Source organism: Paracoccus sp. UBA889 (assembly GCA_002294185.1).
In the GTDB taxonomy this organism is placed as follows: domain Bacteria; phylum Pseudomonadota; class Alphaproteobacteria; order Rhodobacterales; family Rhodobacteraceae; genus Paracoccus.
Genome location: DBFD01000075.1, coordinates 13,620 through 26,551 on the forward strand (window position 1 = coordinate 13,620; position 12,932 = coordinate 26,551).

Here is a 12,932-nt window from a genome sequence, read left to right on the forward strand (position 1 = left end):
CCGCGCCGGCCGCCGTCCAGTTGCCGCGGCAAGCCAGGCAGCGGCAGGCATTTCCCGATAATTCGCCCGATCCCCCTTGCGCGGCGGCACAGCTTTGTCTAAACGCCGCCCACGGCGCTGCGGTAGCTCAGTGGTAGAGCACTCCCTTGGTAAGGGAGAGGTCGAGAGTTCAATCCTCTCTCGCAGCACCATTTCACACCTATGGCTGAAAAAAATGATCTAAGCCCTTGAAAGACAGGGTCATTTCTATTGCGTCATACACATCTTCCGGCGTGAATGTCAGAGGATCGGAAAAAGCCAGTCTCAGCACTGTTTGGCGAACCGTTTAGCTCCCATTCCCGTAAATATCCCCGCGCCTCGAGAGGAATCGCACGGAGAGTTCAATACACTCTTCAAATTTGCCTGCGTTTGGCAGCGGCTCAGCGGCCTCCTCGACCAGAGCATGGGAACGCCTGAACTACACTTTCGGCTTCGCCGAACACCCGCCATCCGTCGCTTGAAGCGGTCTGGCGGCCGCTGGAGGGGCAGTTCGTCGCCCCCTTCGGCCCGTTTTGGAGCGGATCTGGCGATTTTGGACGGACTCGTCCCTCATGCACCCAGCCTCCGTCGCGCCAGGAACAGGTTGCCGAGCGCGAACAGCGTGAGCAGTTGGGCGGGGTTCTTGGCGAGGCCGCGGTATCGGGTCTTCGCGCCGCCGAACTGGCGCTTGATCACCCGGAAGGAATGCTCGGCCCTGGCGCGCACCTTGGCGATGATCCGGTCAATCCGCGCATCGACGGGATGCAATTGGTCCCCTTGGGAGCCCTGCGCATCACGCCCCAGAGCTTGCCTGGCCCCTTGAACTCGGCCTCGCGCTCGGCGCTGACATATCCCTTGTCGGTCCAGACCGAGCCTTCCTCCCCATGCAGCAGTTCGTCCCAGACCTGGCTGTCGTGCAGCCTGGCGGTCGAGGTCTCGAGGCTGTGCGTCACGCCCCTGTAGGCATCGATGCCGATGTGCGCCTTCATGCCGAAATACCAGTCGTTGCCCTTTTTCGTGGACAACATCTGGGGGTCACGGGCGCCCGACTTGGTCGAGGACGGCGCATCTATGATCCTTGCATCCACCAGCGTCCCCGAGCGCAAGCCGATACCCTTGTCCGCAAGGTGGACAGCGTCACCTACGGCCGCGCGGCTGGCGCTACGCCATCACCGGCGACACAGCCTTTGCGGCTGTATCCATCATGCGCTTCAGCGGGGAGAAGGCGCGCTTCGCCAAGGGCTCCAGCCCTAGCTTCATCATGCGATAGTTTGTTCGGTCATGATGCAACTCGCGTAGAACCGCAGCATGTCGGTCGCGCGCCGCCCGAATATCGACCCGGAGCGTCTGGCGGTCCTTTGGCTGGGCTTCGACCAGGGCATGACGCTGTTCACGATCACGCTGAAGCGGCCAGATGACTTCCATCTGGCTTTGCTTTTCAAGCGAAGTGCGTTTGACGGTCACGCGGTCCGGAAGGCCGCATAAGCCTTTGCGCAATTGTGCCGATCTTGCCGCTGCTTCGGAAACGGCTCGCTCTTTCTGCCTGAGGACCGGAATGCGAATCGGCATGGCGCGACCATTCCGCCCCTCGAAGGGTCCCGGATCCGGCGACGGTCAGCGTGCCGCGACACCACCGAGGAAGCCTTGCCTGCCGGACCAGCCGATCCGATCAGAACCCGAACGAGAATTTGCGCACGATGCCCAGTCGCAGGGCGGGCTGGTAATCATCCTGCACGATGGGCGAATCCGCCGCATCGCCAATCAGCTTGCCATATTCAACCTCGCCCAGGATGGCGGTCTTGTCGTTGATCGCGTAGCGCGCGCGAAACTTGATCGCGGCGGAATTGAATCCGCCGCCGGGGCTGTATGTCGAATAGCCGCTGGCGATCGCCTCGGAGGGCGAGACGCCGAAATAGGTGCCGTTGTAGTCGTCGTTTCCGTAGCCAAGCTCCAGCCCCGACCACAACGTCACGCGGTCGCTGAGATCGGTCCGGTAGGTCGCGCCGACCTCGCCCGTCAAGCCCTCGTTGCCGCCAAAGCCCCGCCGCAGCGTTCCATAGGCGGTGACAGGCCCGGCACCATAGCTGACCTTGGCCCCAACCTCATAGGAACGGTCGATCTTGTCCAGCCCGGCCAGCGCCGCATCGTCGGAAGGATCGCGCGGGCCGACCAGACCCAGCGACGGCGCGATCGAAAAGCCCTGCTTCTCGCCGCCGGCGCCGCCCAGCCGCGCGTTCTGCCAGATTACCCAGGGCGAGACCTCGGCATCCTCTGCGCCCGGATAGGTCGGCTTGCCCTGCACCCCCAGCCCCAGTTCGACCGAGAAGTCGCGCCCGCCGGTCGCGCCGAAATCCTGCGCCAGCGCCGGCGCGGCCAAGGGTGCTGCAAAGAGCGCGGCAAGCAGAAGCTTTTTCATCAAGCAAAATCCGTCGGCATGACTATCTGAACTCTCTTTACGGGCGAATCGGGCCGTCGCACAAGCCGGTGCCTCACAATCCGCGCGGATGGCCGCGACGCGCGCGCATCCTGGCAACAGAATCAACCGGTTTCGGCGGCTTCCAGGTTTTCCAGCGCGGTCAGCCACAGTGTTTCGGCCCGCGCCATGGCCTGCGTCGCCTCATCGCGTTTCAGGGACCATTTCCGCGCTTCGTGCGGATCGTTGTAAAGTGACGGGTCGGCCAGTTTCACATCCAGCTTTTCCAGCATCTCGGTCAGCTTCTGCACCCTTTCCTCGGCCCGCCGGACCTGGGACCGCAGCGACAGCAATTCATCGCGCGGCGCGCGCCTGGGGGCGGGTTTCGACGTCTCGGCCTTCGGCTTGGGGTCGTCATCGCCCGACAGCAGGAAACGGCGATAATCGTCCAGATCACCCTCGTAGGCCGTTACCGCGCCCTCGTTGACCAACCACAGCCGGTCTGCGACCAACCCCAGCAGGTGCATGTCGTGGCTGACCAGCACCACCGCGCCGGTATAATCGTTCAGCGCCTCGGACAGCGCCTCGCGGCTTTCGATGTCGAGATGGTTGGTAGGTTCATCCAGGACCAGAAGATGCGGCGCGTCGATGGTCGCAATCAGCAGCGACAGCCGCGCCTTCTGGCCGCCCGACAATTGCCCGACGCGGGTTTCCGCCTGCGCCTCCATCAACCCGAATCCCGCGAGCCGGGCGCGCAGCCGGGCCGGAGCCTCGTCCGGGCGCAGGCGGCGCACATGGTCGATGGGGGTTTCGTCCAGGTAAAGCTCATCGACCTGATGCTGGGCGAAATAGCCCACGCGCAGCTTGCCCGATCGGATCAGCTTGCCCGCCATCACGTCCAGCCTTTCGGCCAGCAGCTTCGACAGGGTCGATTTGCCCTGCCCGTTCCGGCCCAGAAGCGCGATCCGGTCGTCCTGGTCGATGCGCAGGTTCAGCTGCCGCAGCACCGCGCGATCGCCATAGCCCACGGCGACATTCTCCATCGCCACGATGGGCGGCGACAGATCCTCGGGCTGGGGAAAGCCGAAACGATGGAACCTGGCCTCTTCCGGCGCCGTGATGGGCTGCATCTTCTCCAGCATCTTGACCCGTGCCTGCGCCTGCCGCGCCTTGCTGGCCTTGGCGCGAAAGCGGTCCACGAAGCTTTGCAGATGCGCGCGCCGGGCGTGCTGTTTCTTTGCCTCGGCCGCCTGAAGCGCCCGCTTCTCGGCCCGAAGCCGGGCGAAATCGTCATAGCCGCCCGTGTAAAGCGTCAGCTTGCGCTGTTCGAGATGCAGGATATGGCCCACGGCGCGGTTCAACAGGTCGCGGTCGTGGCTGATAATGATGACGGTATGGGGATAGCGGGCCAGATAGGTCTCCAGCCACAACGCGCCTTCCAGGTCCAGATAGTTCGTCGGCTCGTCGAGAAGCAGCAGGTCGGGCCGCGCGAACAGCACCCCGGCCAGGGCCACGCGCATCCGCCAGCCACCCGAGAAATCGCTGGTCGGGCGGGCCTGATCGGCGGGCGAAAAGCCCAGCCCAACCAGAATCGAGGCCGCCCTAGCCTCGGCCGACCATGCGTCGATATCGGTCAGCCGGGTCTGGATCTCGGCGATGCGATGGGCGTCGGTGGCGCGGTCTGCCTCGGCCAGCAGGGCAGACCGTTCGCGATCTTCGGCCAGGACGGTTTGCAGCACCGGCAGCGCGGTTCCCGGCGCCTCCTGCGCCACACCGCCGATCCGGGCACGGCTGGGCAGCGCGATCTCACCCCCGTCCGGTGCGATCTCGCCGCGCAGCAGCCGGAACAGCGTGGTCTTGCCGGCGCCATTGGGGCCGACAAGGCCGACCTTGTGGCCTTCGGGAATGGTGGCCGAGGCCGCCTCGAAAAGCGGCCGGCCCTGAATGGAATAGAAGATGTCATCGATGCGCAGCATCCGCGCGACATGGCGCAAGGCAAGCGGGTCGTCAATGCCTGGTGGGGTGGCCATGCGCCCACGCTCATGCGTCGGACCGGCGAAGCCCGCGATCGGACCGATCGCCGTCAGACCGGACATGAAACCGCCCCGCGCAAGACGACGCTGCCTTGCAGATGCGCGGCGGCCATTCAGGTTCGCTCACGGCCCTCGGCCAAAGGGCTGGCGCCGGGGCAGAGGGCGGAATGTTCAAATCACCGTGGGATATCCGCATCGACCGGATCCAGGACTGGCGCACGGCAGAATCGCCATCCAGGCCGCAGGCGGCCAATCGGTCACAACCGCGCCAACTCCAGCCCGGGTGCGCCCTCGTTCTCCGTGAGCAAATACCCCGGGGGGCGCGGGGGGCTGGCCCCCCGCCGTCGCGGGACGCAGGAAATCCTGCCTCAGATCAGGCCTTCGGCGCGGAACTGCGCACGAATGTCGCGTTCGGGGCGCGGACCGACATGACTGATCACCTCCGCGGCGGCGATGCAGCCCATCCGGCCGGCGACCTCCAGTGGCGCGCCAAGCGCCAATCCATGGATCAGCCCTGCCGCGAATTGATCGCCCGCCCCCGTCGCGTCCACCGGCACGACCTTGTGGACCGCCGCCCCGACCCGTTCGTCGCCGCGTATCAGGATCGCGTCCTCGCCCGAGCGGGTGCAGATCACGGTGTCGCAATCGGCGCGGGCCAGAGCCAGGGCCTGCTCCAGATCCTCGGTTTGATAAAGCGAGGTCCATTCATGGACATTCCCGATCACGTAATCCATCGGTCCCGCGACCAGCCGGCGGAAATCCTCGCGGTGCCGATCGACGCAGAACGGATCCGACAGCGCGATGCCCGCCTGTCCGCCCGCCTTGTGACAGCAATCGGCGGCCTTCAGGAACGCCTCCTTTCCCTTCGGCTTGTCGAAAAGATAGCCCTCCAGAAACAGCCATCCGGCACCCTGAAAGACCGACGGGTTCACGTCGTCGGGGCCGAGTTCGGCCGAAATGCCCAGATAGGTGTTCATCGAGCGTTCGCCATCCGGCGTCACCAGGATGATGCTGCGCGAGGTCGGCAGCGCGTCACCCGCAACCGGTGGGTTGACAAAGACCGTCCCCGCAGCCTCGGTCTGCTCGGCATAGGAAAGGCCCAGGGCATCCTCGGCCACGCGGCCGATGAAGGCGGTCTTCAGCCCCAACGCGCCGATCCCCGCCAGCGTGTTGGCGACCGAGCCGCCCGGCACCAGCCGCGCCTGCGCCCGGCCCGGCCCGTGATCGTCGGCCTGGGCGGCCATCAGATATTCGGACCTGTCGCGTTCGATCAGCTGCATGATCCCCTTGGTCACGCCAAGCGCGCCCAGCCGCGCCTCGTCTGTGGGCGCGATCACGTCCATGACCGCATTGCCGATCCCGATGACATAGGGCGTGGTCATTCGGTCTTCTCCTCATAGGGACACAGGTCGCGGAAGATGCAGATGCCGCAGCGGGGGCGGCGGGCCTGGCAGATATAGCGCCCATGCAGGATCAGCCAATGATGGGCGTGGCGCTGAAAGCGGGCGGGAACGTTGTCCTCGATCGCGCGCTCGACCTCGCCCACGTCGCGGCCGGGCGCGATGCGGGTGCGGTTGCCGACGCGGTAGATATGCGTATCCACCGCCTGCGCCGGCTGACCGAAGGCGCTGTTCAGCACGACATTGGCGGTCTTGCGACCGACCCCAGGCAGGCTCATCAGCGCAGCGCGGCTGTCGGGGACGACGCCGCCATATTCCTCGACCAGGATTCGCGACAGCGCGATGACGTTCCTGGCCTTCTGCCGATAAAGCCCGATGGTCCGGATATGCCCGGTCAAGCCATCCAGCCCCAGATCCAGCATCTTCCGGGGCGTGTCGGCCACCGCGAACAATTCCCGCGTGGCCTTGTTCACCCCCAGATCGGTCGCCTGCGCCGACAGCGCGACGGCCACGACCAGCGTGAAGGGATTCGAGAAATTCAGTTCGCTCTCGGGCCGGGGATTGGCCTCGCGCAGCCGCGAAAAGATCGCGACCTGCTGATCGAAGGGCAAGGGGGCGGGCAGACGGGCCATGACGCGGTGCTTGTGACGCCGGTCGCGCGGCTTTGCAAGCCAGGTGTTCCCGCGTCGCGATTCTCACCGGATTGTGCCGACAATCCAGCCACTTCCACGCGGACGTGACTTTCCTTCCGGCGGGAACTGCGACAGCGTGACGCGCGTTGGAAGGCGGTCCCGCGCGGGGTCCGCTGGTCTTCGGCCCGGCGCCAGGCAAGGGCCTTGACGAACAAGGAAGGGGAATCCCATGAAGATTCGCGTCACCACGATCCTCGCCGCATCGGGCCTGATCGCCCTCGGCGCCTGCACCGATCCCTCGCTGAACGGCGGCACGTCCGGCGCCGGCACAGGCCCCGGCGGCCTGAGCCGCACCCAGCAAGGTGCCCTGGCCGGTGCGGCGATCGGCGCCGTGCTGGGTGGCACGCGCGACGAGGACAAGAACAACCGCGGCCGCGACGCCGCACGGGGCGCGATCCTCGGCGCGGCGGCAGGGGCCGTCGCGGGCAATATCCTCGACCGCCAGGCGGCCGCGCTGGAACAGGCGGTGCAGAACCCGAACGTGCAGATCGTCAACCGCGGCTCGTATCTGCAGGTGACCCTGCCCGAAGGGATTCTGTTCGCCACCGATTCGGCCGCCGTCTCTGGCCCGGCGCAAAACGATCTCTATGCTGTCGCGCGCAACCTGAACCAGTATCCCGACAGCCGCGTCGAGGTGGTGGGTCACACCGACGATACCGGCAGCGCCGCCTATAACCAGGATCTGTCGGAACGCCGCGCCCGGTCGGTCGCGGGCATCCTGACGGCAGGCGGCGTGTCGCCCGCGCGCGTCGTGGCCGTGGGTCGCGGCGAAAGCCAACCCGTTGCCTCGAATGCGACGGCGCAGGGCAAGGCGCAGAACCGCCGTGTCGAAATTCTGATCCGCCCGACCCGCTGATCGCGGAGGACGGAACACAGGATTGGCAAGGGCCGGTTTCGACCGGCCCTTTCATGTTGAATTTCCGGGCAACCGACCGGCAAGAAATCGCGGAAATCCGCGCCACGACGTTGCGTCGCGAACCCTCCGACGCGCGAAGAGTTGTGGTCTGGTGGAGGCGATCGCTGTAAAAGCCGCACCTGCCCCGTATCGGACAGCCGGCCCCGGGCGAGCCCTGTGCAGGTTCGGCGCGGACATCCGACCCGCCCGGGCATGCCGCCACAGCCCGATCGCCGCATGTCGGTGGCCGGCCGATTCGTCCGTGTGAGCAGACGCGAGACGCGGACGAGGAAACCCCCGGCCATGCGGCCGGGGGTTTTTCACTGTCCGACTGAACGAAAGGCTCAGTTCAGGCGACGCGCCACGTCTTCGATGGCGTCATCGATACCGGCCGACCGCTGCCCTGCGGCGACCTGCTGCGCCAGAAGTTCGGATGCGGCGGCGACGGCGGTGCGGACCGCGCGGTCGCGGACGGCACGAACCGCATCGCTTTCGGCGCTGGCGATCTGTTCCTCGGCGGCCTTCAGGCGACGCTCGATCGAGATCTTCAGATCTTCCTTGGCCTTGGCGGCCTGCGCCTCGGCCTCGCGCTTGGCATTGGCGATGATCTGGTCCGCCTGCCCCGAAACCTCGCGCTGCCGGCGTTCATAGCTGGCATAGATTTCCTGCGCTTCCTCGCGCAGACGCTTGGCTTCGTCCAGATCCCTGCGGATGCCACCGGCGCGCTTGTCCAGCAGATCGCCGATGATCGTGGGCACCTTGTAGTAGATCAGGATGCCGACAAAGATCAGGAAGGCAATGGTGACGATGAAGTCGGTATTGCCGAGCGAGAAGAACGACCCCGGTGCCGCGGCGGCCGGTCCGGCGGCGCCTGCCGCAAATACGGCGATGATGCCGGTTTTCTTCATTGCAACGCCCTCTCCATACGGTTGTCCACAGCCTGATCGACGGCGCCCTGATCAACCTGGCCACCGAAGGTTTCGACCAGTTGCGCGGTCACCTCGCGGGCGACCTGACGGGCATCGGCCTGGGCGGAATCGCGGATCTCGCGGATGCGCTTTTCCGATTCCGACACGCGCGCGGCGATTTCCGCATCGGCATGGGCGATGGCGGCATCCAGTTCCTTCTGGATCTCGGCGCGGTTGGCCGCGACGATCTTTCCGGCCTCGCCGCGGGCCTCTGCCAGCGCCTTGTCATAGGCCGCCTCGGCATCCTTGGCGCGCTGCTTGAACTCTTCCGCCGCCATCAGATCCCCGGTGATCGCGCCCTGACGGTCCGAGATGACGGCCGCGATCCGGGGCAGCGCGATTTTCGACAGAACCCAATACAGCACCACCAGCGAAATCGCGAGCCAGAAGATCTGGTTCGGGAACGTGTCGAAGTTCAGCTGCGGCATGCCGGGCGCGCTAGCCTCGCCGGCAGCCGCGGCGGCTTGCGCAGTTGCCCCGCCATGCTCTGACGCGGCTGCGGCGCCTTGGGATTGTTCGACCACGGTCGTCGCGGCCTCTTGCAACAGGCTTATCATGTCCTAACCCCCTGGCCTCTCGGGTCACGAAGGGGCGAAGGCGTCGGCCCTCACCCCGCCGCAAGGATGGCGTGGGATCAGACCGCGAACATCAGCAGAAGCGAAACGAGGAACGCGAAGATCCCCAGAGCTTCCGCGAAGGCGATGCCGATGAACAGCGTCGCGGTCTGGCCGGCTGCGGCCGACGGGTTGCGCAGGGCGCCGGACAGGAAGTTGCCGGCGACATTGCCAACACCGACGGCGGCCACGCCCGAACCGATGGCAGCCAGACCGGCACCGATATACTGACCCAGTTGAGCGATATTGCCTTCCATGATGAATCTCCTTGCGGTTGGAAGTGATGAATTGGCGGATGGATTGACCTGACGGCCGGCCGGCGCCTAGTGCGACGGGTGCAGCGCGTCCTTCAGATAGACACAGGTCAGGATCGTGAAGACATAGGCCTGGATGAAGGCCACCAGCAGTTCCAGCCCGAACATCGCGGTCACGGCCAGGATCGACAGCGGCGAGATCACGGCGATGGCCGAGAAGCCGGCAAAGACCTTGATCACCGCGTGACCGGCCATCATGTTTCCGGCGAGACGAACGGAATGGCTGACGGGGCGGACGAAATACGAGATCAGCTCGATCAGCGCCAGGACGGGGCGCAGCACCAGCGGAGCGGATGTCACCCAGAACAGGCCCAGGAACGCGGTCCCGTTCTTGAGGAAACCGATGGTGGTGACGCTGATGAAGACGGCCAGCGCCAGAACGCCGGTGACGGCGACATGCGAGGTGACGGTGAAGGACTTGGGCAGAAGGCCCAGCATGTTGCCGAACACGATGAACATGAACAGCGTCATGATATAGGGGAAATATTTCAGCCCATCCTTGCCGGCCACGTCCTCGACCATCTTGTGGATCATGCCATAGGCCAGCTCGGCCACGGATTGCAGGCGGTTGGGCACGATGGCCCGGCCGCGCGTGCCCAGAACCATCAGCGCGGTGATCGCCAGCACAGCGATCGCCATCCACAGCGTCACATTGGTGGGCGTATACCAGTGGACCGGGCCATCGCCGAAAAGCGGACTGACCTCGAACTGCTGCATGGGATGGAAGACAAGGCCGGTTTCTTTCTCCGTATCGGATGCCACGGTCAATCCCTCTTCTCGGTCTCCGGCGCGGGGCCGGGCTTGCGGTCAAGTTCGGCTGCGGTGCGCATCATCGTCTTGATGCCGGCCGCGAAGCCGAGGAAAATGAACAGGATCATCAGAAGCGGCGTGGTGCCGAGCAGATAATCCAACCCGTAACCGATCCCGAAGCCGATCCCGATCCCGGCCACGATCTCGATCACCATGCGCCAGGCCAGATGGGCCTGGTCATGGCCCGCCATCGGCGCGTCGGCCTTCGGCTTGGGCGTCAGCTTCGACAGCCGTTCCTCCAGATCGCGCAAGCGAGAGGCCTCGTCCTCTCTGTCGCTGCCGGTCCGGGGCCCTTCGGCCATCTCTGCTGCCCCCTTGTTATCCGTGCGGTGTCTAGGGTGGTTTGGCAGCCAAGTCAAGCAACCGGGAAAGATGCGCAATGGTTTGTATGGAAACGACATTTCTATTTTCGGGCAGGGATGCGCGGCGGTTGCAATCGCGCCCGCGCGCGGACATTATTCAACCGCGCAGTTGACCTTTGCCAGCCCGGAAAGCCATGACCCTCCCGGATCCCGACCGCCTGAACCTGATCTTCGCCGCGCTGGCCGATCCGACGCGGCGCCGGGTCCTGTCGATGCTGCTCGAGGACGACATGGCCGTCAGCGACGTTGCGCATCCTTTCGAGATGAGCCTTGCGGCGATCTCGAAACATCTGACGGTGCTTGCGGCGGCCGGATTGATCCGGCAGGAGAGGCGCGGCCGGATCACCTGGTGCATGCTGGATCCCGACGGGATGCGTCGCGCCTCGGTCTGGATGCAGGGTTTCGGTCAGTTCGATCCCGTCGATCTGGACGATTTCGAACGGTTTCTGAAAGCCGAGATGAAGGAATGGACCGAAGAATGACCGACCGCCCCGACATCCTGTGCATCGGCGCGATGCTGTGGGACGTGATCGGGCGCGCGCCACGCCGGATGGCGCCGGGCGCCGACGTTCCGGGCCGAATCCGTCACCTGCCGGGCGGAGTGGCGCTGAACGTGGCGGTGGCCCTGGCCCGCCGGGGCCTGGCCCCCGCCGTGCTGTCGGCGGTCGGTCGCGACCCCGAGGGCTGCGCGCTGGTGGCCGAGGCCCAGCGGCTGGGCGTGCTGACCGGCTGGCTGTCGCGCGAAACCGGCCTGCCCACGGATTGCTACATGGGCATCGAGGACAGCGAGGGCCTGATCGCGGCCATCGCAGACGCCCATTCGCTGGAACGGGCGGGCGGCGCGATCCTTGCGCCGCTGTCGGGCGATCTGGCGGGCTGGACGGCGCCCGTGGTTCTGGACGGCAACCTGACCGAGGATCTGCTGTCCGCGATCGCCCGCGATCCGCGTCTGGCAGGGGCCGACCTGCGGATCGTGCCCGCCAGTCCCGGCAAGGCCGAGCGGCTGGAACCGCTGATCGCCGCCCGCCGCGGTTGTTTCTACCTGAACCGGCTGGAGGCCGAGATTCTTGCCGGCCGATCCTGCCCCGATGCCGCCGCTGCCGCCGAGGCCGTGGTGGCGCGCGGCGCGGCCCGTGTCCTGGTCACCGACGGCGCGCATCCGGCGGCCGAGGCGATGGCCAATGCACCGACCCTGACCTGCGCCCCGCCGCATGTGACGGTGGCGCGCGTGACCGGCGCGGGCGATTGCTTCCTCGCCGCGCATCTGGCTGCCGAATTGAAGGCCCAGCCACGCGGCGACGCGCTGCGCCGGGCGGTCGAGGCATCGGCCGCCCACGTCTCGGGGCGCGACGTGCCATGAAACACCGTTGCCGGTACCCGTCCGCCACCATGCCGCCGAGGCAGAACCAGCCGGCGCGCGTTCACACCGCCAGTCGGGCGCGGCCCTCTGCACCCTGTTCGTCGAAGCCCATCTGAAAGCCGTATCATGACCGCCCCCCTGACCTTCTCGCCCGAAGTCTCTGCCGCCCTGGATGCCGGCGATCCCGTCGTCGCCCTGGAATCGACCATCATCACCCACGGCATGCCCTTTCCGCAAAACCTGGACATGGCGCGGCAAGTGGAAGCGGTGGTCCGGCAAGCCGGCGCGACGCCCGCCACGATCGCCGTCATGGGCGGACGGATCCATATCGGCCTGACCGACACGGCGCTGCAGGACCTGGCCCGGACCCCGCCCGAACGGGCGATGAAGCTCAGTCGCGCCGATCTGGCGGTCTGCGTGGCCGATGGCCGGACCGGCGCGACCACCGTCGCCGCGACCATGATCTGCGCCGCGCTTGCGGGAATCCGGGTTTTTGCCACCGGCGGCATCGGCGGCGTTCATCGCGGGGCCGAGACCAGCTTCGACATCTCGGCCGATCTTCAGGAACTGGCCCGGACCCCGGTGACCGTGGTGGCGGCCGGCGCCAAGGCGATCCTCGATCTGCCGAAGACCTGGGAAGTGCTGGAAACGCTGGGCGTGCCGGTCATCGCCTATGCGCAGGACGAATTGCCCGCCTTCTGGTCGCGGACCAGCGGTATTCCGGCGCCGCTGCGCATGGACAGCGCGGACCAGATCGCCAGGGCCGCCGCGATGCGCGCCCGGCTGGGCCTGGCGGGTGGCCAACTGGTCGCCAACCCGATCCCCCACGAGGCCGAGATCCCGCGCGATCGGATCATGCCGGTGATCGAACAGGCGCTGGCCGAGGCCGCAGCGCAGAAGATCGCCACCAAGCAGGTGACACCGTTCCTGCTGCAACGGATTTTCGAACTGACCGAGGGACGCTCGCTGCACTCCAATATCGCCCTCGTGCTGAACAATGCGCGACTGGCGGCCGAAATCGCTGCCGCGATGGCGAAAGCGGCTTGACCGCCC

Annotated in this window: 16 protein-coding genes and 1 tRNA gene; 5 read left to right on the forward strand and 12 right to left on the reverse strand. The window is 66.3% G+C overall.

The features are described from left to right. The first annotated feature begins 116 nt into the window (after nt 1-116). A tRNA-Thr gene (locus B4L36_RS15120) sits at nt 117-191 on the forward strand. 397 nt (nt 192-588) lie between these two features. On the opposite strand, the gene B4L36_RS15125 is transcribed toward B4L36_RS15120, so the two are convergent. The 7 genes from B4L36_RS15125 to nth all read right to left on the reverse strand — a co-directional run bounded on the left by B4L36_RS15125 (nt 589) and on the right by nth (nt 6,496). Next, nucleotides 589-786: a transposase gene (locus B4L36_RS15125; RefSeq protein WP_292958871.1), complete on the reverse strand. Its 198-nt coding sequence runs from the start codon at nt 784-786 to the stop codon at nt 589-591. Beyond that, nucleotides 711-1,106 (reverse strand): transposase, encoded by a 396-nt coding sequence (locus tag B4L36_RS16195; RefSeq protein WP_414692192.1) that lies wholly within the window; start codon nt 1,104-1,106, stop codon nt 711-713. The genes B4L36_RS15125 and B4L36_RS16195 overlap by 76 nt, the downstream gene beginning before the upstream one ends. Nucleotides 1,107-1,179: 73 nt before the next feature. Then, complete coding sequence (locus B4L36_RS15130) at nt 1,180-1,587, reverse strand: hypothetical protein (RefSeq protein ID WP_292958873.1); 408 nt, start codon at nt 1,585-1,587, stop codon at nt 1,180-1,182. 100 nt (nt 1,588-1,687) lie between these two features. Beyond that, nucleotides 1,688-2,434: a MipA/OmpV family protein gene (locus B4L36_RS15135; protein WP_292958875.1), complete on the reverse strand. Its 747-nt coding sequence runs from the start codon at nt 2,432-2,434 to the stop codon at nt 1,688-1,690. 122 nt (nt 2,435-2,556) lie between these two features. Then, nucleotides 2,557-4,407 (reverse strand): ABC-F family ATP-binding cassette domain-containing protein, encoded by a 1,851-nt coding sequence (locus B4L36_RS15140; RefSeq protein WP_292958943.1) that lies wholly within the window; start codon nt 4,405-4,407, stop codon nt 2,557-2,559. 425 nt (nt 4,408-4,832) lie between these two features. Beyond that, complete coding sequence (locus B4L36_RS15145) at nt 4,833-5,846, reverse strand: adenosine kinase (RefSeq protein WP_292958877.1); 1,014 nt, start codon at nt 5,844-5,846, stop codon at nt 4,833-4,835. Next, nucleotides 5,843-6,496 (reverse strand): endonuclease III, encoded by a 654-nt coding sequence (gene nth, locus B4L36_RS15150; protein WP_292958879.1) that lies wholly within the window; start codon nt 6,494-6,496, stop codon nt 5,843-5,845. The genes B4L36_RS15145 and nth overlap by 4 nt, the downstream gene beginning before the upstream one ends. Before the next feature lie 229 nt (nt 6,497-6,725). Here nth and B4L36_RS15155 point away from each other — a divergent pair, with 229 nt between their 5' ends. After that, nucleotides 6,726-7,412 carry an OmpA family protein gene (locus tag B4L36_RS15155; protein ID WP_292958881.1) on the forward strand — a complete coding sequence of 229 codons (687 nt, stop codon included), beginning with the start codon at nt 6,726-6,728 and terminating at the stop codon, nt 7,410-7,412. A gap of 383 nt (nt 7,413-7,795) precedes the next feature. Here B4L36_RS15155 and B4L36_RS15160 read toward each other — a convergent pair whose 3' ends face one another. From B4L36_RS15160 to B4L36_RS15180, 5 genes are all read right to left on the reverse strand, one after another. Continuing rightward, nucleotides 7,796-8,359: a F0F1 ATP synthase subunit B gene (locus B4L36_RS15160; RefSeq protein ID WP_292958883.1), complete on the reverse strand. Its 564-nt coding sequence runs from the start codon at nt 8,357-8,359 to the stop codon at nt 7,796-7,798. After that, complete coding sequence (locus B4L36_RS15165; protein ID WP_292958885.1) at nt 8,356-8,976, reverse strand: F0F1 ATP synthase subunit B'; 621 nt, start codon at nt 8,974-8,976, stop codon at nt 8,356-8,358. Before B4L36_RS15165 ends, B4L36_RS15160 begins: the two co-directional genes overlap by 4 nt. A gap of 77 nt (nt 8,977-9,053) precedes the next feature. Then, nucleotides 9,054-9,290, reverse strand: a complete 237-nt coding sequence (locus B4L36_RS15170; protein ID WP_292958886.1) for a F0F1 ATP synthase subunit C — start codon at nt 9,288-9,290, stop codon at nt 9,054-9,056. Between the two features lie 66 nt (nt 9,291-9,356). After that, on the reverse strand, nt 9,357-10,064 hold the full coding sequence (locus B4L36_RS15175) for a F0F1 ATP synthase subunit A (protein WP_292958945.1): 708 nt from the start codon (nt 10,062-10,064) through the stop codon (nt 9,357-9,359). 47 nt (nt 10,065-10,111) lie between these two features. Further along, nucleotides 10,112-10,459 carry an AtpZ/AtpI family protein gene (locus B4L36_RS15180; RefSeq protein ID WP_292958888.1) on the reverse strand — a complete coding sequence of 116 codons (348 nt, stop codon included), beginning with the start codon at nt 10,457-10,459 and terminating at the stop codon, nt 10,112-10,114. A 194-nt stretch (nt 10,460-10,653) separates the two neighbouring features. On the opposite strand from B4L36_RS15180, the gene B4L36_RS15185 reads away from it, so the two are divergent. The 3 genes from B4L36_RS15185 (at nt 10,654) to B4L36_RS15195 (ending at nt 12,926) form a co-directional block, all read left to right on the forward strand. Beyond that, the gene (locus tag B4L36_RS15185; protein WP_292958890.1) at nt 10,654-11,001 is read left to right on the forward strand and encodes an ArsR/SmtB family transcription factor; all 348 of its coding nucleotides are present in this window, start codon (nt 10,654-10,656) and stop codon (nt 10,999-11,001) included. Next, nucleotides 10,998-11,879, forward strand: a complete 882-nt coding sequence (locus B4L36_RS15190) for a PfkB family carbohydrate kinase (RefSeq protein WP_292958892.1) — start codon at nt 10,998-11,000, stop codon at nt 11,877-11,879. Before B4L36_RS15185 ends, B4L36_RS15190 begins: the two co-directional genes overlap by 4 nt. 126 nt (nt 11,880-12,005) lie before the next feature. Continuing rightward, on the forward strand, nt 12,006-12,926 hold the full coding sequence (locus B4L36_RS15195; protein WP_292958894.1) for a pseudouridine-5'-phosphate glycosidase: 921 nt from the start codon (nt 12,006-12,008) through the stop codon (nt 12,924-12,926). Nucleotides 12,927-12,932: the final 6 nt, after the last annotated feature.

Bases quoted from the DNA above. Each gene is read 5' to 3' on its own strand.
- B4L36_RS15185 (WP_292958890.1), top strand. From the start codon at position 10,654: ATGACCCTCCCGGATCCCGACCGCCTGAACCTGATCTTCGCCGCGCTG.
- B4L36_RS15130 (WP_292958873.1), bottom strand. From the start codon at position 1,587: ATGCCGATTCGCATTCCGGTCCTCAGGCAGAAAGAGCGAGCCGTTTCC.
- B4L36_RS15140 (WP_292958943.1), bottom strand. From the start codon at position 4,407: ATGCTGCGCATCGATGACATCTTCTATTCCATTCAGGGCCGGCCGCTT.
- B4L36_RS15190 (WP_292958892.1), top strand. From the start codon at position 10,998: ATGACCGACCGCCCCGACATCCTGTGCATCGGCGCGATGCTGTGGGAC.
- B4L36_RS15160 (WP_292958883.1), bottom strand. From the start codon at position 8,359: ATGAAGAAAACCGGCATCATCGCCGTATTTGCGGCAGGCGCCGCCGGA.
- B4L36_RS15195 (WP_292958894.1), top strand. From the start codon at position 12,006: ATGACCGCCCCCCTGACCTTCTCGCCCGAAGTCTCTGCCGCCCTGGAT.
- nth (WP_292958879.1), bottom strand. From the start codon at position 6,496: ATGGCCCGTCTGCCCGCCCCCTTGCCCTTCGATCAGCAGGTCGCGATC.
- B4L36_RS15145 (WP_292958877.1), bottom strand. From the start codon at position 5,846: ATGACCACGCCCTATGTCATCGGGATCGGCAATGCGGTCATGGACGTG.
- B4L36_RS15175 (WP_292958945.1), bottom strand. From the start codon at position 10,064: ATGCAGCAGTTCGAGGTCAGTCCGCTTTTCGGCGATGGCCCGGTCCAC.
- B4L36_RS15135 (WP_292958875.1), bottom strand. From the start codon at position 2,434: ATGAAAAAGCTTCTGCTTGCCGCGCTCTTTGCAGCACCCTTGGCCGCG.
- B4L36_RS15180 (WP_292958888.1), bottom strand. From the start codon at position 10,459: ATGGCCGAAGGGCCCCGGACCGGCAGCGACAGAGAGGACGAGGCCTCT.
- B4L36_RS15155 (WP_292958881.1), top strand. From the start codon at position 6,726: ATGAAGATTCGCGTCACCACGATCCTCGCCGCATCGGGCCTGATCGCC.
- B4L36_RS15170 (WP_292958886.1), bottom strand. From the start codon at position 9,290: ATGGAAGGCAATATCGCTCAACTGGGTCAGTATATCGGTGCCGGTCTG.
- B4L36_RS15165 (WP_292958885.1), bottom strand. From the start codon at position 8,976: ATGATAAGCCTGTTGCAAGAGGCCGCGACGACCGTGGTCGAACAATCC.